Here is a 26,389-nt window from a genome sequence, read left to right on the forward strand (position 1 = left end):
CCGTTCGACTTGCATGTGTTAGGCCTGCCGCCAGCGTTCAATCTGAGCCATGATCAAACTCTTCAATTTAAGTTTGATGCTCGTGAATTAAACTTCGTAATGAATTACGTGTTCACTCAGAGACTTGGTATTCATTTTTCGTCTTGCGACGTTAAGAATCCATGTCACTTTGAGTGCCCACACAGATTGTCTGATAAATTGTTAAAGAGCAGTTGCGACGCGCTTCAGCGCTCTGTCGCGAGGTGGCGTATAATACGCTTTCCTCTTACAGAGTCAACCCTGTTTTTCAGAGTCTTCCCCGCTGACCCGGCGGCTTGCATGCCGTTTCTCCGTGTCAGTGGGAGCGCATTATAGGGAGTTATTCGGCGGTGACAAGCGGTAAAATGCAATTTTATTTCAACCGCTCATCTTTTATACGTAACGCTTATTTTTGCTGCTTTTTAATCGCATTCGGCAGCTCTGCCAGGCTATTTAGCACCCAATCCGCAGCGCTTTCTGCTTCCGGGGTGACAGGCTTGCCGGTGCGCACTAATACTTTTGTGCCCACTCCCGCAGCCTGAGCCGCCTGCATATCTTCTACTTTATCGCCCACCATATAGGAAGCCGCCATATCGATATGCAGGTAATCGCGCGCCGAGATCAGCATTCCCGGATGCGGTTTGCGGCAGTCGCAGGTCTGGCGAAACTCTTTAACGGTTCCCTGCGGATGATGCGGGCAATAATAGATACCGTCCAGATCAACGCCGCGATCGGCCAGCGACCAGTCCATCCACTCCGTCAGCGTTTCAAACTGCTCTTCAGTAAACTTACCGCGGGCAATACCGGACTGGTTAGTCACCAGCACCAACGCATAGCCCATCTCCTTTAATTGACGCATTGCGTCGATAACGCCATCGATAAATTCAAAATTGTCGATTTCATGGACATAGCCGTGATCGACATTAATTGTGCCGTCACGGTCAAGAAAAATTGCGGGTACTGACTTTGCCACCGGTTTGCTCCTGATAAAGGCTAGTGCGCGTAGTATCGCATGTTTATAGACGCAAGAAAGTGCTCATTATACAGAGTCAGATTGATTTAGACGTCTGGATGCCTTAACATCCATTTCATTGACAGGCATCGCCTGAACACGGCAGAAGAAAATGCCACGGCAAACGGCTAAACGATAATAAATAACTGATGATAAAACTTTCAAATATCACCAAGGTGTTCCAGCAGGGGAACCGTAGCATACAGGCGCTGAATGATGTCAGCCTGCATGTCCCTGCCGGACAAATTTATGGCGTCATCGGCGCTTCTGGTGCGGGTAAGAGTACATTAATCCGCTGCGTTAACCTGCTTGAGCGTCCGACTCAGGGCAGCGTACAGGTTGGCGGTCAGGAGCTAACGGCACTTTCCGAAAAAGAGCTGACCCGCGCTCGCCGTCAAATCGGCATGATCTTCCAGCACTTTAACCTGCTTGCCTCGCGTACCGTATTCGGTAATGTCGCGTTGCCGCTGGAACTGGATAACACGCCGCAGGCAGAAATTAAACGCCGGGTGAGCGAACTACTGGAGCTTGTGGGCCTTGCCGATAAGCATGACAGTTATCCCGCTAATCTTTCTGGCGGACAAAAGCAGCGCGTAGCCATCGCCCGCGCTCTGGCCAGCAATCCAAAAGTGTTGCTTTGCGACGAAGCCACCAGCGCTCTGGATCCAGCCACTACCCGTTCGATTCTGGAACTACTGAAAGATATCAACCGTCGCCTGGGGCTGACCATTCTGCTGATCACCCACGAAATGGATGTTGTGAAACGCATCTGTGATTGCGTCGCCGTGATCAGCAACGGCCAGTTAATTGAACAGGATACGGTGAGTGAAGTCTTCTCTCATCCCAAAACGCCGCTGGCGCAGCAGTTTATTCAGTCAACGCTGCATCTGGATATTCCGGATGATTATCAGGCTCGCCTGAAGCCTGAGGCATATCCCGATAGCGTACCGATGCTGCGCATGGAGTTTACCGGCCATTCCGTTGATGCGCCGCTGCTCTCTGAAACCGCGCGTCGCTTCAATGTGAACAACAATATTATCAGCGCGCAGATGGATTACGCCGGCGGCGTGAAATTCGGCATTATGCTGACCGAAATGCACGGCGCACAGGAAGATACCCAGGCCGCAATCGCCTGGCTACAGGAACACCATGTAAAAATAGAGGTACTGGGATATGTCTGAACCCATGATCTGGCTGCTGATTCGCGGCGTATGGGAAACGCTGGCTATGACATTTGTCTCCGGCTTCTTCGGTTTTGTTCTCGGTCTGCCGGTTGGTGTACTCCTGTACGTCACGCGTCCAGGGCAAATTGTCGCTAACGCGAAGCTTTACCGTACACTGTCGGCGGTAGTAAACATTTTCCGTTCGATTCCGTTTATTATCCTGTTGGTCTGGATGATCCCTTTCACCCGCGTGATCGTAGGAACATCCATTGGATTGCAGGCGGCTATCGTTCCGCTGACGGTCGGCGCGGCGCCATTTATCGCGCGGATGGTCGAAAACGCACTGCTGGAGATCCCAACCGGCCTTATCGAAGCATCTCGAGCCATGGGGGCGACGCCAATGCAGATCGTCCGTAAGGTTCTTCTGCCGGAAGCGCTGCCGGGACTGGTCAATGCGGCAACCATTACGCTCATTACGCTGGTCGGCTATTCCGCGATGGGCGGCGCTGTCGGCGCTGGTGGTCTGGGGCAGATTGGCTATCAGTACGGCTACATCGGCTACAATGCAACCGTGATGAATACCGTACTGGTATTACTGGTTATTCTGGTTTATTTGATTCAATTCTCTGGCGATCGTATCGTCCGGGCAGTGACTCACAAATAACATTGCACACAATACAAAATATTACAGGAAGGAAATATCATGGCCTTTAATTTCAAAACCTTTGCGGCGGTAGGTGCGTTAATCGGTTCGCTAGCGCTGGCGGGTTGCGGTCAGGACGAAAAAGATCCGAACCATATCAAAGTTGGCGTTATCGTCGGGGCGGAACAGCAGGTTGCTGAAGTCGCGCAGAAAGTGGCAAAAGAAAAATACGGCCTTGATGTTGAACTGGTCACCTTCAACGACTATGTGCTGCCGAACGAAGCGCTGAGCAAAGGTGATATTGATGTTAATGCCTTCCAGCATAAACCGTATCTTGATCAACAAATTAAAGACCGCGGCTACAAACTGGTTCCAGTCGGAAACACTTTTGTTTATCCGATTGCCGGATATTCGAAAAAAATCAAATCCCTGGACGAACTGCAGCCGGGTTCTCAGGTCGCCATTCCTAACGATCCGACCAACCTCGGTCGCTCCCTGCTGCTGTTGCAGAAAGTTGGCCTGATCAAACTGAAAGAGGGCGTTGGTTTACTGCCTACGGCTCTGGATATTATTGAAAACCCGAAAAACCTGAAAATTGTTGAGCTGGAAGCCCCGCAGTTGCCGCGTTCACTGGATGATGCACAAATCGCTCTGGCGATTATCAATACCACTTACGCCAGCCAGATTGGCTTAACGCCGGCCAAAGACGGTATTTTTGTGGAAGGCAAAGATTCTCCGTACGTCAACCTGATTGTCGCGCGTGAAGACAACAAAGATGCGGAAAACGTTAAGAAATTTGTCCAGGCTTACCAGAGTGACGAAGTTTACGAAGCAGCCAACAAAATCTTTAACGGCGGTGCGGTGAAAGGCTGGTAATCTTTTTTCAGCGTAATATCATTCAGGACGGGCTTTATGCCCGTCTTGTCATTTATGCAATCACCTGATTCAATAGCGCCCTGTTTTATTATTTTTCGAGGAAATACTATGCGTGCTTTACCGGTCTGTTTTTTAGCACTCATGTTAAGCGGCTGTTCTATGCTAAGCAGATCTCCCGTCGAGTCTGAACAAAGCACTGCAACTCCGCCAGCCAAATCGGAACCGGCAAAACCAAGAGCGACGCGCCCGGCACCGGTAAGAATCTATACCGATGCAGCAGAACTGGTAGGTAAACCTTTCCGCGATCTGGGGGAAGTCACCGGTGAATCATGTCAGGCCTCAAACCAGGACTCTCCGCCGAATATCCCTACGGCCCGTAAGCGTCTACAAATTAATGCGGCAAAAATGAGAGCCAATGCGGTTCTGCTGCACCGTTGCGAAGTGACAAGCGGTACCCCAGGCTGCTACCGACAGGCCGTCTGCCTGGGTTCAGCGCTTAACGTTTCGGCGCAATGAGTGCTTTTCAGTTTGCGCAGATAGGCGTGATTCGCTCACCCTATAAAGAAAAGTTTGCCGTCCCTCGCCAGCCGGGAATTATCAAAAATGGCGGCGGTGAATTACAGCTGTTGCCCCCCTATAACCAGGCTGAAGCGGTGCGCGGCCTGGAGAACTTCAGCCATCTCTGGGTGCTGTTTGTCTTCCATCAGACAATGGAAGGCGGCTGGCGCCCGACCGTGCGTCCCCCCCGCCTCGGCGGCAATGTGCGAATGGGCGTTTTCGCCACCCGTTCGACCTTTCGTCCTAATCCCATCGGAATGTCGTTGGTCGAGCTCAAAGCCGTTCGCTGTCATAAAGAGCAGGTTATTCTGGAGTTAGGTAGTCTGGATCTGGTGGACGGCACTCCGGTCGTGGATATCAAACCTTACCTGCCCTTTGCCGAGGCGTTGCCGGATGCCAGCGCCAGCTATGCTCAGCAGGCACCGTCGGCGGAAATGGCGGTGCGCTTTACGCCGGAAACAGACGCGCAGCTTTTAACCCTCGAAAAACGTTATCCTCGGCTCAAATCGTTCATTACCGAGGTTCTGGCGCAAGATCCGCGTCCGGCATATCGTAAACAAGAAGAGGAAGGGAAAACATACGCCGTCTGGCTACTCGATTTTAACGTGCGCTGGCGGGTGATTTCGTCTGGTTTTGAAGTCTTTTCTCTCGAACCACGCTAATTTTATTTTCCTCTCTTTTGGCATCTTTGCCACGCTGGTAAACTAAACCACTTTTTTGTGTCAGGCTGGTTTTCAGCCTGTATCGATCGTTCAACTGGAACCGTAACAACATGCGTACTAGCCAATACCTGCTCTCCACTCTGAAGGAGACGCCTGCCGACGCCGAGGTTATCAGCCATCAGCTGATGCTGCGCGCCGGGATGATCCGCAAGCTGGCCTCCGGGTTATACACCTGGCTGCCGACCGGCGTGCGCGTCCTGAAAAAAGTCGAAAACATCGTGCGTGAAGAGATGAACAACGCCGGTGCCATCGAGGTGTCGATGCCAGTGGTTCAGCCCGCTGACCTGTGGCAAGAGAGTGGTCGCTGGGAACAGTACGGCCCGGAACTGCTGCGTTTTGTTGACCGTGGCGAGCGTCCGTTCGTACTCGGCCCAACCCATGAGGAAGTCATCACCGACCTGATTCGTAACGAGCTGAGCTCTTACAAACAACTGCCGCTGAACTTCTATCAGATCCAGACCAAATTCCGTGACGAAGTCCGTCCGCGCTTTGGCGTGATGCGTTCTCGCGAATTCCTGATGAAAGACGCTTACTCTTTCCATACCTCTCAGGAATCCCTGCAGGAAACATACGACGCCATGTATGCCGCTTACAGCAAAATCTTCAGCCGTATGGGCCTGGATTTCCGCGCGGTACAGGCAGACACGGGGTCAATCGGCGGTAACGCATCCCACGAGTTCCAGGTACTGGCGCAAAGCGGTGAAGATGATGTGATCTTCTCTGATTCTTCTGACTACGCGGCTAACATCGAATTCGCCGAAGCCGTTGCGCCGAAAGCGCCGCGCGCGGCTGCCAGCCAGGAGATGACGCTGGTTGATACGCCAAACGCGAAAACCATCGCAGAGCTGGTTGAGCAGTTCAATCTGCCGATTGAGAAAACCGTCAAAACGCTGCTGGTGAAAGCGGTTGAAGAGAGCCAGTTTCCGCTGGTTGCCCTGCTGGTACGTGGCGATCACGAGCTGAACGAAGTGAAAGCGGAAAAACTGCCGCAGGTTGCCAGCCCGCTGACCTTCGCAACCGAAGACGAGATTCGTGCGCTAGTGAAAGCCGGCCCGGGTTCTCTGGGGCCGGTGAATATGCCGATTCCGGTGATCATTGACCGTACCGTAGCCGCGATGAGCGATTTCGCCGCTGGCGCGAATATCGACGGCAAGCACTACTTCGGCATCAACTGGGATCGCGATGTCGCGACGCCAGACGTCGCCGATATCCGTAACGTCGTGGCAGGCGATCCAAGCCCGGACGGCCAGGGCACGCTGCTGATTAAACGCGGCATCGAAGTGGGTCATATCTTCCAGCTGGGCACCAAGTATTCCGAAGCGCTGAAAGCCTCCGTACAGGGCGAAGATGGTCGTAACCAGATCCTGACGATGGGTTGCTACGGTATCGGGGTAACGCGCGTGGTGGCGGCGGCGATTGAGCAGAACCACGACGAACGCGGGATCGTATGGCCTGACGCCATTGCGCCATTCCAGGTTGCCATTCTGCCGATGAACATGCACAAATCCTTCCGCGTGCAGGAACTGGCGGAAAAACTGTACGGCGAACTTCGCGCCCTGGGTATTGAAGTGCTGATGGATGACCGTAAAGAACGTCCGGGCGTGATGTTTGCGGATATGGAACTGATCGGCATCCCGCACACTATCGTGCTGGGCGACCGTAACCTCGACAACGACGATATTGAATACAAATACCGTCGTAACGGCGAGAAGCAGCTGATTAAAACTGGCGAGATCGTCGATTTCCTGGTGAAAGCCATTAAAGGTTAATTAGCACCTTCAAATGCAAAAAGGCCTCGGAAATAAGAGGCCTTTCTTTTTTACGCCGACAATTTTTACTGGTTACACTCTTTTCCCGGAATAAATTTAATATTCTTATCCGCCACCAACGTTTTGACCATCGCGCCGCTATCCGGGTTGGCATCAAAGGTAAAATGTCCTTCCACCTGTAGCAGCACCGGGCGACTATCCGTACCACGCGCAGCGGCATAATCGCGCTCTAGATGAGCATTGCTGGCTACCACGACGCGTTTGCCGGTTGCGCAATCGGTAAAGGTCGCGGCATCCGCCATAAAGAAGTACATTCCACGCATCGCCATCGGCGTGATGGGCAGACTGGCTTTTACTGATGCCAGCGTATAGTTCAACGCCGATTCAATTGGGTTACCATCACGATCGAGCATTTCAAGCCTGTCGCCTTTATCCCGATAATAAGACTTCTCGCCTTTGCTATCGGTCAGCACCAGCTTATCCGCCGTTCGTGCCCAGGTACCGTATGACGCAAAAGAAGAAGGTTCGCGACTCACGCCCTGATAGCGTTCATTCATCACCCAGGTACCGTCTTTTTCCAGAAAGAGCGACGTTTCGATACCTTCGCAATCGGCACAAGGCAGCACGCCGCGCCAGCTTTGCTGCATGGGTTTCATTTCTGCCATCGGTGCGGCCTGAAGCGTTTCAACCTCCGGGCGATTATTACAGCCAAATAGCACAAAAAGCGAGCAGACTGCGACAACTGAAAATATAGCGGTCTTCACTGTAAATTCCTTATCATCCATTCAACCAGTTTGCCATTCCCTTAATTAATGGCGAACTTTCCCACGCAGCGCTTTGACTGACGACTTTTGCGCCTTCGAAGCGAGTCGGCGCTCTTTTGACGCCCGGGTCGGCCGCGATGGCCGCCGACGCTTTTGCACTGCGGTTAATTCTTGTATTAAGGCAACCAGACGGGCAATCGCCGCTTCGCGATTCATTTCCTGGCTGCGATATTCCTGAGCCTTAATAATAACCACCCCATCGGCAGAAATTAAGTGGTGTCTGGCGGTAAGCAGACGTTCCTTATAATATTCTGGCAGACTTGAGGCCCTAATATCAAAGCGCAAATGAATAGCCGTTGATGCTTTATTTACGTGCTGTCCCCCCGCCCCCTGCGCGCGTATCCCGGAGAGCACAACTTCTTCATCCGCAATGGCCACGCGATGGCTAATCGTAATCATGCGGGTGTTTGCCAGGCCGTCAAATGAATTTCCAGATTATTCTGAGCATCAGATAACCAGATACTGCCATCCTGAATGGTCGCCTGGAGCGACATCGTGCGATCGGCAAAGGTACTGAGCTGAGCCAGTTGAGTATCATCTAAATACCATACCGTCAGCTTCGAAAACTGCGTCATTTTGCTCTTGTTCTGCTGCCACCAAATTTCAGCCGCCCGGCTATTATAGGCAAATAGCACAACCTCTTGCGCCCGTGAGCAAGCCTTTTTAATTCGCCGTTCATCCGGCAGCCCCAGCTCAACCCACAGGTCTACGCCCAGATGATCGTTCAGCAGCCAGAGTTCCGCTTCATCTTCAGAGGACAAACCGCGGGTGAACACCAGACGCTCATCGGCATATTTAATCCACGCCAGCAGACGTAGCATCATGCGCTCCTGGGTTTCTGACGGATGCTGAGCCAGCGTCAGACTGGCATCCAGAAACCGGTTGCGGTCTAGATCGGCTACATTCACCGTTGCTTTATAAATCGTCGCTTTCAGCGCCATGAATCATCTCCTGATAAAAATGGTGTACATTGTAGCGAAACTGGCAACAAAAGGCTGTCAGCATTCAACGGCTCCTGTTTCATCCTGCTGATATTGTTTAAATGCCTATGGTATAGTCACCTTGCTAAACAGAGTTTATCTTCGTAGGCTTAAACTTACATCCCACGGTTGAGTCAGAGCGCTGACAGGAGGGCATGTGGACAAATATTGTGAGTTAATACGCAAGCGGTATGCGGAAATAGCCAGCGGGGACCTGGGATATATCCCGGATGCGCTCGGTTGCGTACTGAAAGTATTGAATGAGATTGCGGTGGATCAGGCTCTTTCTGAGTCAGTCAAGGAAAAGGCCGCGTATGCGGCGGCAAACTTACTGGTGAGCGATTATGTCAATGAATGATACTTATCAACCCATCAATTGCGATGATTATGACAATCTCGAGCTTGCCTGCCAGCACCATCTTGTCCTGGCACTGGCGCTTAAAGATGGCGAGCAGTTGCAGGCGAAGGCCAACGATCTTATCTCACGCAAAAATATCGAGTATCTGGTGGTGGAACTCGCCGGTAACGTCCGCGAGCTACGCCTGGATAAAATCGCCAGCTTCAGCCACCCGGAAATCGGTACCGTGGTGGTCAGCGAGTCCTGACCCCAAACGGGTGGCTCAGCCGCCCGTTTTCCTCCATTCCATCTGTACGCCTTCGCCTTCCCGAACGCGCCCATCTTCCGTAATAAACAGACTGTCTGCCGCGGTAATGAGCGCTTCGCCATAAAACAGTAACGGCGTAGTATTGCGACGCCAGGGAGCAACGCCCAGCTCCTGCCAGAGCTTCTTCAGCTTGCGTCCTCCCTGACGACCCACGATATGCAGATTCCCGCTGGCGCGAAAGCGGATTGTTACCGCTTCCCCCGGATTTGGCCTGCGCAACGGCCCGGCGGGCAGTATCGCCAGCTCACCGAGGCCATCCGGTAACGGCAGCGACTTAAAGATATCATCCCATACCAGCACCGTCTCACTCTGGCCGGGAATATATTTCACCCAATGCAGCCGCTGCTGATAGCGACGAACGGTATAATGGCCAAGACGCAGGCAGGGATAAGCATCTTCACGCGCCAGCGCCACTTCACGCCAGATACGCTCCGGCACCTCGCGGGCAGGCATCGGCGCATTGCGTCCTGCCAGCCAACGGCGCAGCAGCGCCGCCCGACGCGGTGCGCTCATTGTTCGCAATGGCGCAATAGCCAGCGAGCCGTCTTCAGCCACCAGCGTCGCCAGTTCCGTCGCCAGCATTTCGTCCAGCAGTTGTTCCTGTTCGCCGCACAAACTGGCACTGCGCGCAACAGCATCGACAAAGTGCGGCCAGCGAGCCCGGAGCTGCGGGACAATACGCAGACGGAGAAAATTACGGTCGTAAGCGTCGTCCTGGTTGCTTTCATCTTCAATCCAGGTGAGCTGATGGGCGAGCGCCCACTGCTGCAGCGACTCGCGGCTTTCATTCAGTAACGGGCGCAGCAGTTTCGTCGCGGCAAAGTCGGATTCGCCGGCCATCGCCGATAGTCCGGTTGGGCCACTCCCCCGTTTAAGAGCCAGCAGGAAAGTTTCACACTGATCGTCAAGGTGCTGCGCGGTCACCAGCGCTTCACCTGGCAAAAGCGCCTCACGGAATGCCTGATAGCGCGCCTGCCGCGCGTGGGCCTCAATCCCCAGGCCCTCATCGCCGAGCGTCACCCGTTCGACCAGCAGCGGCACCTGCCACTGCTGGCAAATTTGCTGGCAGTGCGCCACCCAACCGTCGGCGTTAGCGCTGAGCCCGTGGTGAATATGCATCGCCCGCAGATGAATTGTTGGGTCCAGTTGGCGCCAGAGCACCAGCCGATACAGGAGCACGGTCGAATCCAGCCCACCGCTGAAGGCCAGCAAAAACTGGCGATGCGGCTGGAGCGTTTGAGCAATATCCGGGATCATCATGATGAGCGTTCTGACTGAAGAAAGCGTGTCCGGCACGTTACCCGGCAGGACACGACCTGACAAGAATTACTGTTGATAAATCTCCAGCGGCAGGCCATCCGGATCCTTAAAAAAGGTGAAGCGTTTATCGGTAAACGGGTCAATACGAATACCTTCGCAAGCGATGCCGTGCAGCTCAAGATGGGCAACAGCGTCGTCAATATCCTCAACGCTAAACGCCAGATGGCGTAACCCGCAGGCTTCGGGACGGCTCGGACGCGAAGGCGGAAACGGGAAAGAAAACAGTTCAATAACATATTCACCATTCAGCGCCAAATCGCCCTTCCATGAATCACGTTCTTCACGGTAAAACTCCGCCAACAGAGTAAAACCCAGAATATCGCAGTAGAAAGCCTTACTCTGCGCATAATCTGTCGCGATGATGGCAATATGATGAACCCGTTTTAAACCCAGCATATTAAAATTCCTCCCGTTGAAGCCGATAACGTTACTCGCTCAGTTGATGACTGCGCAAGCCGCTGAGTCATTTTTTAACACCCGGACCCGATATACGCCATCTTCATCACGCTTCGCCCCGTGGATATCGGTTTCAAAACCAGGATAGTGGCGGCCAATTGAACACAGCATTAACAGGAAATCGAGCACTGCGCGGCTCTCCTCCGTGATCATCTCCCCGGGCATCAGCAACGGCACGCCAGGCGGATACGGCAGGATCATATTCGCTGAAATGCGTCCGACCAGATTCTCCAGTTCAATGGTTTCCACTTCGCCTTTAATCTGCCGCTGCCATGCCTGATGCGGCGTCATTTTCATCTCCGGCAGGACATCAAAGGCGCGTAGCATCAGCTGCGAAAGCTGATGCTGGCGGATCAGACGATGAATGCCCTGCGCCAAATCCTGAATGCGCATATTGCGGTAAAAATCCGGATCTTCGGCGTACAAATCCGGCAGCATATTCCTGACCCGTAAATTCAGATCGTAGGAGCGCTTAAACTCGGTTAACCCGCGTAATAGCCCCATCGCCCGGGTTTTATCAATACCAATGCTGAAGAGAAACAGAAGGTTGTACGGCCCGGTTTTTTCGACCACCACCCCGCGTTCATCAAGAAATTTAGCCACCAGCGCGGCCGGTATGCCTTCGTTATCCATATGACCCTGTTGATCCATACCTGGCGTCAGGATCGTGACTTTCACCGGATCGAGGAACATATGGTCGGCATCGGCATCCTGAAAACCGTGCCACGGCTCACCAGGCGCCACCGGCCAGCACTGCGCATCATTGATCTCCTCCGGCTGCCAGATATCAAAGAACCAGCCGTCAGACTCTTCGCGTAACCGCTGCACTTCTTTACGAAAATCCAGCGCTCGTTCAATTGAACGCTCGATGAGTCGCCTGCCGGAATTACCGCGCAGCATCGCCGCCGCGGTTTCAATGGAGGCGACAATCGGGTAGCTCGGGGAAGTTGAGGTATGCATCATAAAGGCTTCATTAAAGGTATCTTCATCGTAGTTGCCTTTAATATGGATAAGCGAAGCCTGCGAGAGCGCAGCCAACATTTTATGCGTCGACTGGGTTTCAAAGATCACTTTTCCCGGGATGCGATCGCCGCTCATTCCGCTTTTTCCCTGATAGATCGGGTGAAAATGGGTGTAAGGTACCCAGGCGGAATCAAAGTGGATCGACGGCACGTCAAGGGTCTCTTTGATCCAGGTGGTGTTATACAGCAGTCCGTCGTAAGTGGAGTTGGTGATCACCGCATAGGCGGGCCATCCGGCGCCCCCAACGGTATTGACTTTTTGCTGTATCGCATCGCGGGTAAATTCACGCTTCGGAATACCGCCGAGTATCCCCAGTGCGTTACGCGTCGGCTTTAACCACAGTGGCACCACATCGTTCATCATCAGCAGATGCGCCAGCGATTTATGGCAATTGCGATCGATAAGCAGCGTGCTGCCCGCCGGGGCGGAATACATGCCGACAATTTTATTCGACGTCGAAGTGCCATTGGTGACCATGTAGCTCTGTTCGGCACCGAATGCGCGGGCAATATACTCTTCCGCTTCCAGATGTGGACCACTATGATCGAGCAGCGACCCCAGTTCCGTCACCGAAATCGAGACATCCGCCTTTAAGGTATTGCCACCGAAAAAATCATAAAACAGGCATCCCACCGGGCTTTTTTGATAGGCAGATCCGCCCATATGGCCGGGGGTACAGAAAGTATATTTCCCCTCCTGGACATAGTTGAATAATGCTTTGGTAAACGGCGGGGTAATGTTATCAAGGTATTCGCGGGTGTACTGACCAATGCGGGTAGCGATCTCTTCCGCCAGCCCCAGCGCGTATTCAAAGAACCACAGCGTCATACGCAAATCCTGGCCGCTGACATCCATCGTCGAATGTGCGTTGATAAAAGCGTACAGGGGCAGGTATTCATTCAGACGATTAATATCGCTGCACAGATCAACGCTATATTCATCCCAGTCAAAAATAACGCCGCAGATCCGCGGATTATGCTCGATAAACAGCAAAAGGTCGGCGCTGTTCTGCGGCCAGATAGTCTGGAAGCCTTGCCGTTGCAGCGCGGCTTCCAGCTCTTGAATCGGTTCGTCTTTATAATAGACACCCTGGGGACCCATGATCGCGATGATATTCACGCCTTCCTCCTGAAATTTACCCGATGAAAGCATCATAACAACCACGCCAGCGCTTAGCACTGGCGTATTTCTCTTGTTGCATCGCGTTACGCGACAATATCATCCGCTTGCTCATTTCATCGCATCTTCGCGAATGACACATAAAAAAGGCCGGAGAATCCGGCCATTAGCGATAAGAAATCAGATAAATAATCAGGCGTAACCGTAGCTCATCAAACGTTGATAGCGACGGTTCAACAGCTCGTCCTTATCCAGAACATCGAGATCGGCAAGATCGGCCAACAGCTGTTCTTTCAGAGATGCCGCCATCGCTTGCGGATTACGATGCGCGCCACCCAGTGGCTCAGGAATGATGGAATCAATCAGCTTCAGCTCTTTCAGGCGCGACGCGATAATCCCCATCGCTTCGGCAGCCAGCGGCGCTTTGTCCGCGCTTTTCCACAAAATGGACGCGCAGCCTTCCGGGGAGATAACGGAATAGGTGCTGTACTGCAGCATATTCACTTTATCGCCCACGCCAATCGCCAGCGCGCCGCCGGAACCGCCTTCGCCAATAACGGTACAAATCACCGGTACGCTCAGGCGCGACATTTCACGCAGGTTACGGGCGATCGCTTCGGACTGACCGCGTTCTTCCGCCCCCACGCCAGGGTAAGCGCCAGGGGTGTCGATAAAGGTAATAATCGGCATGTTGAAACGCTCGGCCATTTCCATCAGACGCAGCGCTTTGCGATACCCTTCTGGTGCCGGCATGCCGAAATTACGACGGATTTTCTCTTTCGTTTCACGGCCTTTCTGATGACCAATAATCATCACCGGGCGACCATCCAGACGCGCGATACCGCCAACAATCGCTTTATCATCCGCATAGGCGCGGTCTCCCGCCAGTTCGTCAAATTCATCAAACGCCAGACGAACATAGTCCAGCGTGTATGGACGTTGCGGGTGGCGCGCCAGTTGAGCAACCTGCCATGCGCCAAGATCGGCAAAGATTTTGCGCGTCAGTTCTACGCTTTTTTCACGCAGACGATGCACTTCTTCATCGATATTAATATCCAGTTTCTCGTCCTGGCGGCTTACCGCTGTCAGAGAATCGATTTTTGCTTCCAGCTCTGCAATCGGCTGTTCAAAATCAAGGAAATTCAGACTCATAGTATTCCTGTATTAGTCAAACTCCAGTTCCACCTGCTCCGAACCAATGAGGCCACGGAGATCGTTTAGCAAACGATCGCTCGGAGAGACACGCCACGTCGCGCCAAAACGCAACCGCGCGCGTGCATCCGCCCTCTGATAGTAGAGATGTACTGGAATTGTCCCCGAGCGGTGGGGTTCCAGAGACTGACGGAGTCGGTTTAAAAGCTGGTCATCAATTTGCCTGTCCGTCAGCGAGATAGCAAGCCCGCGAGCATATTTTTCCCGGGCTTCGTCAATATCCATGACCTCGCGGGCGGTCATTTTAAGTCCCCCGCTGAAGTCATCAAAGCTGACCTGTCCGCTGACAATAAGTATGCGGTCTTTTTCCAGCAGTTGCTGATATTTATCCAGAGCGTCGGTAAACAGCATAACTTCCAGACGTCCGGAACGGTCATCCAGGGTACAGATGCCGATACGATTGCCGCGCTTGGTGACCATAACCCTTGCGGCAATCACGAGCCCCGCAGCCGTGGTCACTTTGCCACGTTCTGTTGGATGCATGTCTTTCAGCCGGTAGCCTCCGACATAACGCTCAATTTCCTTTAAATACTGATTGATGGGGTGCCCTGTCAGGTAAAGCCCCAACGTTTCACGTTCCCCGTCCAGCACCACCTGCTCTGGCCACGGCTGACAGCTGGCATAGGATTGTTCAATTTGCTCCGGCTCTTCCGCCAGTACGCCAAACATATCGGCCTGACCGATGGCCTCCGCTTTAGCATGCTGATCGGCGGCTTTTAGCGCATCGCCGAGCGAGTTCATCAGCGCGGCGCGGTGCGGACCCAGACGGTCAAACGCCCCGGACATGATCAGTTTTTCCAGCACCCGGCGGTTAAGCTTTTTGGTGTCGGTTCGCGCGCACAAATCGAACAGTTCACGGAAATAACCGCCGTTATTGCGCGCTTCAATAATCGCCTCGATCGGGCCTTCACCCACGCCTTTGATCGCGCCGATACCGTAAACGATCTCACCGTCGTCATTAACATGGAAGTGATACAGCCCGGAATTGATATCCGGCGGCAGAATTTTCAGCCCCATACGCCAGCATTCGTCCACCAGACCTACCACCTTCTCGGTGTTGTCCATATCGGCAGTCATTACCGCCGCCATAAACTCAGCCGGATAGTGCGCTTTCAGCCACAGCGTCTGATAAGAGACCAGCGCATAGGCGGCGGAGTGCGATTTGTTAAACCCGTAACCGGCAAATTTCTCCACCAGGTCAAAGATTTTCATCGCCAGCTCGCCATCGACGCCATTTTTCTTTGCGCCATCTTCAAAAACAGAGCGCTGCTTGGCCATCTCTTCCGGCTTTTTCTTACCCATCGCTCGACGCAGCATATCCGCGCCGCCGAGGGTATAACCGGAGAGCACCTGGGCAATCTGCATAACCTGTTCCTGATACAGAATGATGCCGTAGGTCGGCTCCAGTACCGGTTTCAGGCTCTCATGCTGCCACTGCACATCCGGGTAAGAAATCTCTTCGCGCCCGTGCTTACGGTCGATAAAGTTATCCACCATCCCCGACTGCAGCGGACCGGGGCGGAACAGCGCCACCAGGGCGATCATATCTTCGAAGCAGTCAGGCTGCAGACGCTTAATCAGATCCTTCATGCCGCGGGATTCAAGCTGGAAGACCGCTGTGGTTTCCGAGCGTTGCAGCATGTCGAAACTTTTCTTGTCATCCAGCGGGATCGCGGCGATATCCAGCGGCGGCTCGCCGTTTTTCTCGCGGCGGGCGTTAATCATCTCCAGCGCCCAGTTAATGATAGTGAGCGTGCGCAGCCCCAGAAAGTCGAATTTGACCAGCCCGGCGTATTCCACATCGCTTTTATCAAACTGGGTAACCGGATGGCGCCCTTCTTCGTCACAATACAGCGGCGCAAAATCGGTGATTTTAGTTGGCGCGATAACCACCCCACCCGCATGCTTACCGGCGTTACGCGTGACGCCTTCCAGCTTGCGCGCCATATCGATCAGCGCTTTAACTTCCTCATCCGCCTCGTAAATTTCCGGCAGCTGTGGTTCCGCCTCAAACGCTTTCGCCAGCGTCATGCCCGGATCTGGCGGTACCAGCTTGGAGATACGGTCGACAAAACCGTACGGATGCCCCAGCACGCGCCCCACGTCACGGATAACCGCTTTCGCCGCCATCGTACCGAAGGTAATAATCTGCGATACCGCATCGCGGCCGTACATATCCGCGACGTGCTCGATAACCTGGTCGCGTTTCTCCATACAGAAGTCAACGTCGAAGTCAGGCATGGAGACACGTTCCGGGTTAAGAAAACGTTCGAACAGCAGGTCGAACTCCAGCGGATCAAGATCGGTAATTTTTAGCGCATAGGCCACCAGCGACCCTGCACCGGAACCGCGTCCCGGCCCTACCGGTACGCCGTTATCTTTTGACCACTGGATAAATTCCATCACGATGAGGAAGTAACCCGGGAATCCCATCTGGTTAATCACCTGCAGTTCAATATCCAGACGTTCATCATACTCAGGGCGGCGCTTTTTACGCTCCTCTTCATCCGGGAATAAAAACGCCAGACGCTCTTCCAGACCTTGCTTCGATTTTTGTACCAGGAAGTCTTCGGTGGTCATATCCCCTGTAGGGAACTGTGGCAGAAAATATTCGCCAAGACGCACCGTTACGTTACAGCGTTTGGCGATCTCAACGCTATTTTCCAGCGCTTCCGGGATGTCGGAGAACAGCTCGCACATCTCGTCTTCGCTACGCATATACTGCTGAGGAGAATAATTACGCGGCCGTTTCGGATCGTCGAGCGTAAAACCATCGTGAATCGCGACGCGGATTTCGTGCGCGTCAAAGTCATCGCTGTTAATAAAGCGGACATCATTCGTCGCGACAACCGGTAAGCCACGCGTTTCCGCCAGCTCAACCGCGGCGTGCAAATACGTTTCTTCATCCTGGCGCCCCGTACGGATCAGCTCCAGGAAGTAGCAATCGGGAAAGTGTTCTTCATAAAACGCGACGCACTCTTCGACTAACGCATTGTTGCCGCGCAGCAAGCTACGCCCGACATCGCCCATCCGGCCGCCGGAGAGAAGAATCAAACCTTCTTTCAGCTCGATCAGCCAGTCGCGATCAATGACCGGCCCCGCCGCCCCGTAGCCGCGTTGATAAGCTCTGGAAATCAGCAGCGTCAGGTTCTGATAGCCACTATTGTTGGCGGCAAGTACCGTCAAATGCGTGAGTTCATCGCCCATCAACTCGCTCTGAACATTAAAGTCAGCGCCAACGATGGGTTTAATCCCGACGCCATGACCCGCTCCGTAAAACTTCACCAGACCACAGAGGTTGGTAAAATCGGTAATCGCCAGCGCAGGCATGCCTAACGCGGCAGCCTGTTTCACCAGCGGACCGGTTTTCGCCAGCCCATCAATCATGGAATAGTCGCTGTGCACCCTCAGGTGTACGAAACGTGGTTCAGCCATCTTCAGATCCTGCGTTACTTAATTGCTTGCATATCAATTCAGGATGCCAGGCCCAGCGCACGTTTCACCGGGCCGAAACTACGCCGGTATTGCTCGATGACACCATGTTCCAGCAGCTTTTGCAGATGAAAAGCGGTGGGATAACCTTTATGTTGCGCAAAGCCGTACTGGGGAAAGGCCCGATCAAGTTCAGCCATTTCAGCATCGCGTGTCACCTTCGCCAGAATCGACGCAGCGCTAATTTCCGCCACCCGGCTGTCTCCTTTAACAACCGCCAGCGAAGGCATGGGTAGTGAGGGACAGCGGTTACCATCAATCAGGACAAACTCAGGAGGAATACTCAGGCCAGCGACGGCGCGCTGCATTGCCAGCATAGTCGCATGCAGAATATTCAGCGTATCGATTTCATGCGGTTCCGCACGGCCAAGGCTCCAGCACAGCGCTTTTTCTTTGATCTCGTCAAATAGCGCCAGACGGCGTTTTTCACTTAGTTTTTTTGAGTCATTAAGACCGACGATCGGCCTTTCCGGATCGAGAATAACCGCCGCAGTCACCACAGCGCCAACCAGCGGACCGCGGCCAACTTCATCAACGCCGGCAACCAGACGGGCGTGCGGATAAACGAATTCCATCATTTTGCTAACTCCAGTACTGCATCCGCCGCCTGCTCATCAGCGTTGCAACGGATCTGCTGATGCAGCGTACGGAAAGTCTCATGCATATCGTGGCTGGCTTTGCTATCGTCCAGCAGTGGCTTCAGCGCATCGGCTAACGCCTGTGGCTGGCATTCATCCTGCAGCAACTCTTTCACCAGTTCGCGTCCGGCAAGCAAATTCGGCAACGACACATAGTCGGTTTTAACCAGTCGCTTCGCCAGCCAGAAGGTAAACGGCTTCATCCGATAGCCAACGACCATCGGGCATTTCGCCAGCATACACTCCAGCGCCGCCGTCCCGGAAGCCAGCAGCGCGGCATCACTGGCGATCATCGCATCCCGCGCCTGGCCATCAAGCAGATGCACAGCCAGATCAGGCGCTGTTTGCGCTTTGATGCGCTCAAACTGTTCGCGACGCTTTACATTAACCAGCGGCACGACAATCTCCAGGTCAGGATAATCATTTCGCAGGATCTGCGCCGTTTTCAGGAAATCTGCGCTGAGCATCTCCACTTCCGCGCCGCGGCTACCGGGCAGTAGCGCCAGGCAGTGCGCCTCCCGGGCGATTCCCAGGCGATCGCGCGCCGCACCTTTATCCGGGTCCAGAGGCATCGCATCGGCCATTGTATGGCCGATAAACCGGCACGGAACGTTGAATTTGTCATAAAACGCTTTTTCAAAAGGCAGAAATGCCAGCACCAGATCGGTGGATCTGCCAATTTTGAAAACGCGTTTTTGCCGCCATGCCCAAACCGATGGGCTCACGTAATGGATCGTTTTAATACCCTGTTGCTTCAGGTTGCCTTCGAGCGTGATATTGAAATCAGGGGCATCAATACCGACAAACACATCGGGTTTAAGTTCGGTGAATCGTCGGGTCAGATCGGCGCGAATATGCAACAGACGACGCAGGCGACCGAGCACTTCAACAATGCCCATGACCGCCAGCTCTTCCATCTCATACCAGGCTTCGCAGCCTTCGGCCTGCATTAGCGGCCCCGCTACGCCAACAAAGCGGGCATCAGGTACGCGAGCCTTGAGTGCGCGGATAAGGCCGGCACCAAGAATATCGCCGGAGGTTTCTCCGGCGACCAGGGCAATCGTTAAGGGACGCTGTCCAGCCATTAACGAATCAGACCGCGCGTTGAACGCGCAAAGAAGTCGGTAAATGTCTGAACTTCTGGGTGCTGTGCCGCCAGTTCGGCGATCTCTGCCTTCGCTTCATCCAGCGTTTTGCCGCTGCGATACAGCAGCTTATACGCGTTGCGAATCGCGGTGATCGCTTCACGGCTGAAACCACGGCGCTTCAACCCTTCGATATTGACGCCAAACGGCGTTGCGTGGTTACCCTGCGCAATAACAAATGGCGGAACGTCTTGCGCGACGCCAGAGCAGCCGCCAACCATGACGTGCGCGCCAATAATGCAGAACTGATGCACAGCGGTCATTCCGCCGATGATAACAAAATCATCCAGCGAAACATGACCCGCGAGCGTGGCGTTATTCGCCAGAATACAGCGGTCGCCAAGCGTACAATCATGTGCCACATGGGCGTTGATCATTAGCAGGTTATCACTGCCCACCTTCGTTAATCCACCGCCCTGTACTGTGCCGCGATGAATGGTGACGCTTTCGCGGATGCGGTTGCGATCGCCAATTTCCACACGTGTCGGTTCACCAGCATATTTCAGATCCTGGTTAACTTCACCAATGGAAGCGAACTGATAGATCTCGTTATCGCAGCCAATTTTGGTATGACCGTTAATAACAACATGAGATTTCAGTACGGTGCCTTCGCCAATTTCGACGTCAGCGCCAACAATACAAAACGGGCCAATATGAGCATTTGCGCCAATACGAGCGCCGTCTTCCACAATAGCGGTTGGATGAATAAAGGCGGTTTTATCAATCACGTATCAGGCCTCCCGGCTACGGGCACACATCATCGTTGCTTCGCAAACCACTTTCCCGTCCACCAGCGCAACGCCTTTGAAACGCGTCAAACCGCGACGGGTTTTCTCAAAAGTGACTTCCATAATCATCTGATCGCCTGGCACGACCGGGCGTTTAAAACGCGCTTCATCAATCCCGGCAAAATAATAGAGCTCGCCCGGTTCCAGTTTTCCGACGCTTTTGAACGCCAGAATACCGGTAGCCTGAGCCATTGCTTCCAGAATCAGTACACCAGGTAAAATCGGCTTACCAGGGAAGTGCCCCTGGAAAAACGGCTCATTTACAGAAACATTTTTTACTGCGCGCAGAAAACGGCCTTCTTCAAAATCCAGCACCCGATCGACCAGCAGGAACGGGTAACGGTGGGGCAGAAGTTCCAGAATCTCTTCAATGTGCAGAGTATGAGTGTCAGTAGTCAAAATACTCTTCCTGTCAAATATACTAAAAGACAATAATAACACGGCCTGCAGCAATCCCATGGACGCAACAGGCCGAAAATTTAATGTGCCGGGCAGGGGGACACTAATCTTGTTGATTAACCTTGCGCTCAATGGCTTTGAGACGCTTGCTCATATCATCAATATTCAGCACTAATGCCGCGGTTTTACGCCAAACCTTGTTTGGTTGCAGCGGAATACCCGAAGAGTAAACCCCTGGCTCGGTAATAGGACGCATCACCATCCCCATTCCCGTCACGGTGACCTTATCGCAGATCTCCATGTGCCCGTTAATCACGCTGGCGCCACCAATCATGCAGTAGCGGCCAATTTTCAGGCTACCCGCCATGATTACACCACCGGCAACTGCGGTATTGTCGCCAATCACCACGTTATGCGCAATCTGGCACTGATTATCAATGATGACACCGTTACCGATCAAGGTATCGTCCAGCGCGCCGCGGTCAATTGTTGTGCAGGCGCCGATTTCCACACGATCGCCAATGATGACGCGCCCAAGCTGCGGGATCTTCACCCAGTTGCCGCGATCGTTGGCATAACCGAAGCCGTCCGCGCCAATCACCGTACTGGACTGAATCAGGCAATTTTCGCCAATCTCTATATCGTGATAAACGGTGACATTGGCCCATAAACGCGAACCTGCACCTATTTTCGTATTTTTCCCAACGAAACACCCTGCGCCGATAATGACGTTATCACCGAGAACCACGCCCGATTCGATAACGGCATTCGGCCCAATAGCAACGCCGGCTCCCAGCTTCGCTGTCCCATCAATGACCGCGCTGGGCGCAATATCGTGCGCCGGCTGCGGCGTGGTATCAAGAATCTGAGCCATACGCGCATAGGTCAGGTAGGGATTGCGCACGACCAGCGCGGCACTATGAGCAAAAGGGAGATCATCCTGCGTCATCACAACGGCAGATGCCTGGCAAGCGGCCAGGCGTTCACGGTACTTAGGATTTACCATGAAAGTAATATGGCCCGTTTTCGCGGACTGCATGGACGCAACGCCGGTGATGACGATATCGCCATCACCGTGTAGTTCTGCATCCAACTGCCGGGCTAAATCAGCCAGTCGAATTGAAGGCATTACTTATTTAACCTGTTTCAGCACATCAGCGGTGATGTCTTTCACATCGCTGCTGTTGTATGCAACGGCATTGGAGTCGACAACCAGATCAATATCCTCATCTTTGGCAACTTTCTGCACCGCAGTCTGAATACGCGTCACCAGTTTGCCGCGCTCTTCGTTAGAGCGACGGGCGCGATCCTGTTCGAAAGACTGGGCTTTCTGAGAGAAAGTCTGGCGCTGCGCCATCACGTCTTTTTCCAGTTTGGTCCGGTCAGAGCCCGCTTTCATCGACTGCAGACGCTGCATTTTAGACTGCAGATCGCCTTCCATTCGCTGCAGCTCGCTGGCGCGGCCTTTGAACTCGTTTTCCAGCGTGTTAGAAACGCCAGTTTTCTGGGCAACCTGCTGGAACAGGCTGTTCATGTTAACCATTGCAATTTTATCTGCCGCCTGAGCGGACGTTACTATTGCTAACCCCAGACCTGCAGCTAATAACCACTTTTTCACAATTAACTCCTTACCATCCCATGAGTACCCTGGGGTACCGTTCTTTGCGTGGCCAGGCGATAACCTCGGTTATCGCCAATAGCCAGCGCTATACTGCACGCACATTCCATTGTCGCCAAACACAATTACCAGGTTTTACCGATGTTAAACTGGAACTGTTCAGCTTTGTCTCCATCGTACTTTTTAAACGGCTGAGCGTAGGAGAATACCAACGGCCCTAACGGCGACATCCACTGTACTGCGATACCCGCAGACATACGAATGTTGTTTGGATCGCTGTAGTCCGGATAACCAGCATACGCACCAGAATCCCAGTGAGTATCCCATACGGTCCCCATATCCCAGAAGACGGAAGTACGAACCGAGTTCGCATATTTATCACTGATGAATGGCGTCGGGGTGATCAGCTCAAGGCTGGCGACCGCCATGGCGTTACCGCCCACCGCATCATCAGACTTACATGGCGCGGTTTCCGTACTCTTACATTCATTATCATAGCTATCGTCGTCGTCATGACGGCTGGTCGCCGGATAGTACACAGCTTTAGGACCAATGGTATTAGACTGGAAACCTCGTACTGAGCTTGAGCCGCCAGCATAGAAGTTCTCATAGAACGGCATCTCTTTACCGCCCAGACCATTACCGTAGCCAAAACGAGTACGCCCCAGAACGACCCATTTATGATCGTCATCGATCGGCACATAGGTCGCCGTATCAAGGGTCGCTTTGTAGTATTCGTTATCGGAACCCGGGATGGTTACTTTACCGTTCAGGTTGACGCGCGAACCTTCCGTTGGGAAGAAACCACGGTCCAGTTTGTTGTAGGTCCAGCCATAGTTAAAGGTGAAATCATCCGCGCTGAACGAGTTTCTGTCGTTCGTATCGTCCGGGTATTGCCCCATCGAATGCAGATAACGCCACATCGCTACCTGAGGCTGCATATTCGACAACTTGTTATGCACATAGCCAAGACCCGCGCGCAGCGTATTGTATTCGTTAACCGGGAAGCCCAGCGTAACATCTGTACCATAGCTTTTGTTAGTATAGTCAGAGAGATCCGCATCGCTGGCATCGAAGTCGTTATAGAAAATACGACCACCGAGGCTGACGCCATCCACGGTAAAGTACGGGTTCGTCACCGACAGTTCAGTATAGGTCTGGTAATCATTTTTCGTGCCGCTAATCCCAACGGAGTAGCCGGTACCTAACCAGTTATCTTGTTGAACGCCAGCCTGGAAGCTCACGCCGCTCTCGGTACCGTAGCCGATACCGAAGTTAAAGCTACCGGTATTACGTTCTTTAACCTTATAGACGACATCAACCTGATCCGGACTCCCCGGTACGCGCTGCGTATCGGTATCGACCGTCTCAAAATAGCCTAAGCGATTCAGACGCTCTTTACCCTGCTCGACCAGATCGCTACCCAGCCAGGCACCTTCCATCTGACGCATTTCGCGACGCAGAACGGAATCCTTCGAGGTATCGTTGCCTTCAAAGCGAATTTTACGCACGTAATAGCGGTTGCCCGCATCAACGTTGACATGCAGCTTAACGGTCTTATCAGCATCATTGATTTCCGGCTGAGACTGAACTCGCGGGTAGGCGTACCCGTAGCGACCAAGGAGTTTCTTAATGTCATTCTCCATTTTAGTCACTTTGGTGCCGTTATACAGCTCGCCCGGTTCGACTTTGGTCAGCGCTTCAATTTCTGCCGAATGGCCCGCCAGATCGCCCGTCACCTGCACACCGGAAAGCTTATACTGATCGCCTTCGGTAATGTTGATGGTGATGTAGATACCTTTTTTGTCCGGCGTCAAGCTAACCTGCGTGGAATCAATATTGAAACGGGCATAACCGCGATCCAGATAGTAGCTGCGCAGCGTTTCAAGATCCCCTGCCAGTTTCTGTTTCTGATATTTACGATCGCCAACCACGTTCCACCACGGCACTTCATCGCGCAGCTGGAAGGTTGAAATCAACTCATCGGTGCTGAATGCGTGGTTGCCGACAATATTAATCTGCTGGATTTTCGCCGAGACCCCTTCCTGGAACACCAGCTTCAGGTCGACACGGTTACGCGGCAGCGGCGTCACCACAGCTTTCACGCTGGCGCTATACTTGCCAACACTGTAGTAAAAATCCTCCAGCCCTTTTTCGATATCAACAAGCGTGGTGCGATCGAGGGATTCCCCTACGCGTACGCCAGATGCCTCAAGGTTTTGCTTGAGCATATCGTCCTTCACCGACTTGTTGCCGGAGAAAGTGATGCTGGCAATCGTCGGACGCTCTTTCACCTGCACCAGCAGGGTATCACCATCGCGCAGAACACGGACGTCCTCGAAATTGCCAGTGGCAAACAGAGCACGAATGGTATTACTGATATCATCATCGGTTACGGTATCGCCAGGACGCACTGGCATACTGAGGAGGGCCGCACCAACAGCGACACGCTGCAGGCCTTCGAAATGAATGTCCTTCACCACGAACCCGTCAGCACCGTATACGGTTGCGCTGCTAAACAGCAGCGACGCTATGAGCAACTTTTTCATCGCCATCGTTATTATGCGTTCTTCCTAACAAACTCTCTTACAACCGAGAGAAATCATTGAAAAGTGCAAGCCCCATTAACAGCACCAGCAACAGAGAGCCAATGCGATAACTAAAGTCTTGAACTCGCTCGGATACCGGTCTGCCTTTCAGCTTTTCAAGCGCCAAAAACAGTAAATGTCCCCCGTCAAGAACGGGAAGCGGGAACAAGTTGATTATTCCGAGGTTCACGCTAATCAGCGCAAGGAACATCAGATAATAAATCAACCCAAACTCCGCTGACATCCCAGCCCCCTGGGCGATAGAGATCGGCCCGCTGAGGTTGTTCAGTTTGACATCACCGGTTATCAATTTGCCCAGCATCCTGACCGTTAACGACATCAATCGCCAGGTTTTATCCGTGGCTTCAGCGATGGCGGTAAACGGCCCGTACTGACGCACTGTCTTATATTCATCAGGCAGCGGGATGACCTTCGGTACCACCCCTGCAAACCCTTCAGCTTTGCCCCGGGTGGACTTCGTATCTGGCGTCAAGGTTACCGACAAAGGACTCCCCTGCCGTTCGATCTCCAGAACTAACGCCCTGCCCGGATTATCACGCACCAGATTAACAAACGTCATCCACTGTGTTAACGGTTGACCATCGACTTTCACGATCCTGTCGCCCGCTTGCAAACCCGCCTTCTGCGCCGCCGAGTGAGATTGTACTTCCGCCAGAACCGTATCGATCTGCGCGCTACGCGGCCGAATACCTAACGACGTGACCGGATCTTGTTTATCCGGCTCGAACGCCCAGTGCCGCAGATCGAGGATTTTATCCTGGCGTTGGTTACTCCCGAAAGGGGCGACGGTAACAATTGTCTGCCGATCGCCTATCTTCGCCACCAGAGCCATACGTACCGCATCCCAATCAGGCGTTTCGATACCATCTATCGCTTTAAGTTCCATACCTTTTGCAATTTGTGCCTGCGCGGCGATCGAGTTGGGCGATATATCGCCAACAACCGGACGAACGCCTGGAACACCGATAATGAAGACTAACCACCAGGCAAAAATAGCAAAAAGGAAGTTCGCAACTGGCCCGGCAGCAATCACCGCCGCACGCTGACCAACAGATTTGTTGTTGAACGCATAGTGGCGCATCTCTGGCGCCACTGGCTCGACGCGTTCGTCAAGCATTTTGACATAACCGCCCAACGGGATAAGCGCGATGACAAATTCTGTTCCCTGCTTATCATAGCGATGCCACAGCGCCTTACCAAAGCCAATAGAAAAACGCTCAACGCGGATGCCACAGCGGCGGGCAACCCAGAAATGGCCGAATTCATGGACGGTAATCAGCACGCCCAACGCAATAATAAAAGCAGCCAGATTCCAGAGAATGCTCAGCATAACACCTTCC

Annotated in this window: 25 protein-coding genes and 1 rRNA gene; 8 read left to right on the forward strand and 18 right to left on the reverse strand. The window is 53.2% G+C overall.

The window, feature by feature from the left end:
- Positions 1 to 69: ribosomal RNA gene (locus FN037_RS19085) — 16S ribosomal RNA — on the reverse strand; the annotation flags it as partial.
- A 355-nt stretch (positions 70 to 424) separates the two neighbouring features.
- A complete protein-coding gene (gene gmhB, locus FN037_RS19090; RefSeq protein ID WP_138362047.1) occupies positions 425 to 991 on the reverse strand; it encodes a D-glycero-beta-D-manno-heptose 1,7-bisphosphate 7-phosphatase in 567 nt (188 codons plus the stop codon).
- A 188-nt stretch (positions 992 to 1,179) separates the two neighbouring features.
- Here gmhB and metN point away from each other — a divergent pair, with 188 nt between their 5' ends.
- The 6 genes from metN (at position 1,180) to proS (ending at position 6,761) form a co-directional block, all read left to right on the forward strand.
- On the forward strand, positions 1,180 to 2,211 hold the full coding sequence (gene metN, locus FN037_RS19095; RefSeq protein WP_138362046.1) for a methionine ABC transporter ATP-binding protein MetN: 1,032 nt from the start codon (positions 1,180 to 1,182) through the stop codon (positions 2,209 to 2,211).
- Complete coding sequence (locus FN037_RS19100; RefSeq protein WP_142502976.1) at positions 2,204 to 2,857, forward strand: methionine ABC transporter permease MetI; 654 nt, start codon at positions 2,204 to 2,206, stop codon at positions 2,855 to 2,857. The genes metN and FN037_RS19100 overlap by 8 nt, the downstream gene beginning before the upstream one ends.
- Positions 2,858 to 2,896: 39 nt before the next feature.
- Complete coding sequence (locus FN037_RS19105; RefSeq protein ID WP_138362044.1) at positions 2,897 to 3,712, forward strand: MetQ/NlpA family lipoprotein; 816 nt, start codon at positions 2,897 to 2,899, stop codon at positions 3,710 to 3,712.
- 108 nt (positions 3,713 to 3,820) lie between these two features.
- Entirely contained in the window at positions 3,821 to 4,228 is a 408-nt protein-coding gene (gene rcsF / locus FN037_RS19110; protein ID WP_142502977.1) for an Rcs stress response system protein RcsF, read from the forward strand.
- The gene (gene tsaA, locus FN037_RS19115) at positions 4,225 to 4,932 is read left to right on the forward strand and encodes a tRNA (N6-threonylcarbamoyladenosine(37)-N6)-methyltransferase TrmO (RefSeq protein WP_138362042.1); all 708 of its coding nucleotides are present in this window, start codon (positions 4,225 to 4,227) and stop codon (positions 4,930 to 4,932) included. The genes rcsF and tsaA overlap by 4 nt, the downstream gene beginning before the upstream one ends.
- 110 nt (positions 4,933 to 5,042) lie before the next feature.
- Positions 5,043 to 6,761, forward strand: a complete 1,719-nt coding sequence (proS, locus tag FN037_RS19120) for a proline--tRNA ligase (RefSeq protein WP_142502978.1) — start codon at positions 5,043 to 5,045, stop codon at positions 6,759 to 6,761.
- A gap of 65 nt (positions 6,762 to 6,826) precedes the next feature.
- Here the strand turns inward: proS and nlpE are convergent, their stop codons facing one another.
- From nlpE to FN037_RS19135, 3 genes are read right to left on the reverse strand one after another with little or no spacing between them, the layout of a single operon-like run.
- Positions 6,827 to 7,525 (reverse strand): envelope stress response activation lipoprotein NlpE, encoded by a 699-nt coding sequence (gene nlpE, locus FN037_RS19125; RefSeq protein WP_138362040.1) that lies wholly within the window; start codon positions 7,523 to 7,525, stop codon positions 6,827 to 6,829.
- A 45-nt stretch (positions 7,526 to 7,570) separates the two neighbouring features.
- The gene (gene arfB, locus FN037_RS19130) at positions 7,571 to 7,984 is read right to left on the reverse strand and encodes an alternative ribosome rescue aminoacyl-tRNA hydrolase ArfB (protein WP_142502979.1); all 414 of its coding nucleotides are present in this window, start codon (positions 7,982 to 7,984) and stop codon (positions 7,571 to 7,573) included.
- Entirely contained in the window at positions 7,981 to 8,526 is a 546-nt protein-coding gene (locus FN037_RS19135; protein ID WP_138362038.1) for a YaeQ family protein, read from the reverse strand. Before FN037_RS19135 ends, arfB begins: the two co-directional genes overlap by 4 nt.
- A gap of 196 nt (positions 8,527 to 8,722) precedes the next feature.
- Between FN037_RS19135 and FN037_RS19140 the strand changes: the two genes are divergently transcribed.
- Both FN037_RS19140 and rof read left to right on the forward strand, forming a co-directional pair.
- A complete protein-coding gene (locus FN037_RS19140; protein ID WP_138362037.1) occupies positions 8,723 to 8,923 on the forward strand; it encodes a YaeP family protein in 201 nt (66 codons plus the stop codon).
- Positions 8,910 to 9,170 carry a Rho-binding antiterminator gene (gene rof, locus FN037_RS19145; protein WP_138362036.1) on the forward strand — a complete coding sequence of 87 codons (261 nt, stop codon included), beginning with the start codon at positions 8,910 to 8,912 and terminating at the stop codon, positions 9,168 to 9,170. Before FN037_RS19140 ends, rof begins: the two co-directional genes overlap by 14 nt.
- A gap of 15 nt (positions 9,171 to 9,185) precedes the next feature.
- On the opposite strand, the gene tilS is transcribed toward rof, so the two are convergent.
- The 13 genes from tilS to rseP all read right to left on the reverse strand — a co-directional run bounded on the left by tilS (position 9,186) and on the right by rseP (position 26,379).
- A complete protein-coding gene (gene tilS, locus FN037_RS19150; RefSeq protein ID WP_142503076.1) occupies positions 9,186 to 10,487 on the reverse strand; it encodes a tRNA lysidine(34) synthetase TilS in 1,302 nt (433 codons plus the stop codon).
- 69 nt (positions 10,488 to 10,556) lie between these two features.
- Complete coding sequence (locus FN037_RS19155) at positions 10,557 to 10,946, reverse strand: VOC family protein (protein ID WP_142502980.1); 390 nt, start codon at positions 10,944 to 10,946, stop codon at positions 10,557 to 10,559.
- Between the two features lie 39 nt (positions 10,947 to 10,985).
- On the reverse strand, positions 10,986 to 13,148 hold the full coding sequence (locus tag FN037_RS19160) for a lysine decarboxylase LdcC (RefSeq protein ID WP_138362061.1): 2,163 nt from the start codon (positions 13,146 to 13,148) through the stop codon (positions 10,986 to 10,988).
- A 192-nt stretch (positions 13,149 to 13,340) separates the two neighbouring features.
- Positions 13,341 to 14,300 (reverse strand): acetyl-CoA carboxylase carboxyl transferase subunit alpha, encoded by a 960-nt coding sequence (gene accA / locus FN037_RS19165; protein ID WP_142502981.1) that lies wholly within the window; start codon positions 14,298 to 14,300, stop codon positions 13,341 to 13,343.
- A gap of 12 nt (positions 14,301 to 14,312) precedes the next feature.
- Positions 14,313 to 17,795 carry a DNA polymerase III subunit alpha gene (gene dnaE, locus FN037_RS19170; RefSeq protein WP_142502982.1) on the reverse strand — a complete coding sequence of 1,161 codons (3,483 nt, stop codon included), beginning with the start codon at positions 17,793 to 17,795 and terminating at the stop codon, positions 14,313 to 14,315.
- A gap of 38 nt (positions 17,796 to 17,833) precedes the next feature.
- Positions 17,834 to 18,430, reverse strand: coding sequence for a ribonuclease HII (gene rnhB, locus FN037_RS19175; RefSeq protein ID WP_138362032.1), 597 nt, complete (start codon positions 18,428 to 18,430; stop codon positions 17,834 to 17,836).
- Positions 18,427 to 19,575: a lipid-A-disaccharide synthase gene (lpxB, locus tag FN037_RS19180; protein ID WP_142502983.1), complete on the reverse strand. Its 1,149-nt coding sequence runs from the start codon at positions 19,573 to 19,575 to the stop codon at positions 18,427 to 18,429. Before lpxB ends, rnhB begins: the two co-directional genes overlap by 4 nt.
- Positions 19,575 to 20,363 (reverse strand): acyl-ACP--UDP-N-acetylglucosamine O-acyltransferase, encoded by a 789-nt coding sequence (gene lpxA / locus FN037_RS19185; RefSeq protein WP_138362030.1) that lies wholly within the window; start codon positions 20,361 to 20,363, stop codon positions 19,575 to 19,577. The genes lpxB and lpxA overlap by 1 nt, the downstream gene beginning before the upstream one ends.
- A 3-nt stretch (positions 20,364 to 20,366) precedes the next feature.
- A complete protein-coding gene (gene fabZ / locus FN037_RS19190; RefSeq protein WP_004145858.1) occupies positions 20,367 to 20,822 on the reverse strand; it encodes a 3-hydroxyacyl-ACP dehydratase FabZ in 456 nt (151 codons plus the stop codon).
- 103 nt (positions 20,823 to 20,925) lie between these two features.
- Complete coding sequence (lpxD, locus tag FN037_RS19195) at positions 20,926 to 21,951, reverse strand: UDP-3-O-(3-hydroxymyristoyl)glucosamine N-acyltransferase (protein ID WP_142502984.1); 1,026 nt, start codon at positions 21,949 to 21,951, stop codon at positions 20,926 to 20,928.
- Positions 21,952 to 21,954: 3 nt separating this feature from the next.
- Positions 21,955 to 22,440 (reverse strand): molecular chaperone Skp, encoded by a 486-nt coding sequence (gene skp, locus FN037_RS19200; protein ID WP_138362028.1) that lies wholly within the window; start codon positions 22,438 to 22,440, stop codon positions 21,955 to 21,957.
- A gap of 125 nt (positions 22,441 to 22,565) precedes the next feature.
- Positions 22,566 to 24,995, reverse strand: coding sequence for an outer membrane protein assembly factor BamA (gene bamA, locus FN037_RS19205; protein ID WP_138362027.1), 2,430 nt, complete (start codon positions 24,993 to 24,995; stop codon positions 22,566 to 22,568).
- Between the two features lie 31 nt (positions 24,996 to 25,026).
- Positions 25,027 to 26,379, reverse strand: coding sequence for a sigma E protease regulator RseP (gene rseP, locus FN037_RS19210; protein ID WP_142502985.1), 1,353 nt, complete (start codon positions 26,377 to 26,379; stop codon positions 25,027 to 25,029).
- Positions 26,380 to 26,389 lie beyond the last annotated feature (10 nt).

This window comes from Klebsiella sp. 2680, assembly GCF_900198535.1.
GTDB classification, from domain to species: Bacteria; Pseudomonadota; Gammaproteobacteria; order Enterobacterales; family Enterobacteriaceae; genus Klebsiella; species Klebsiella indica.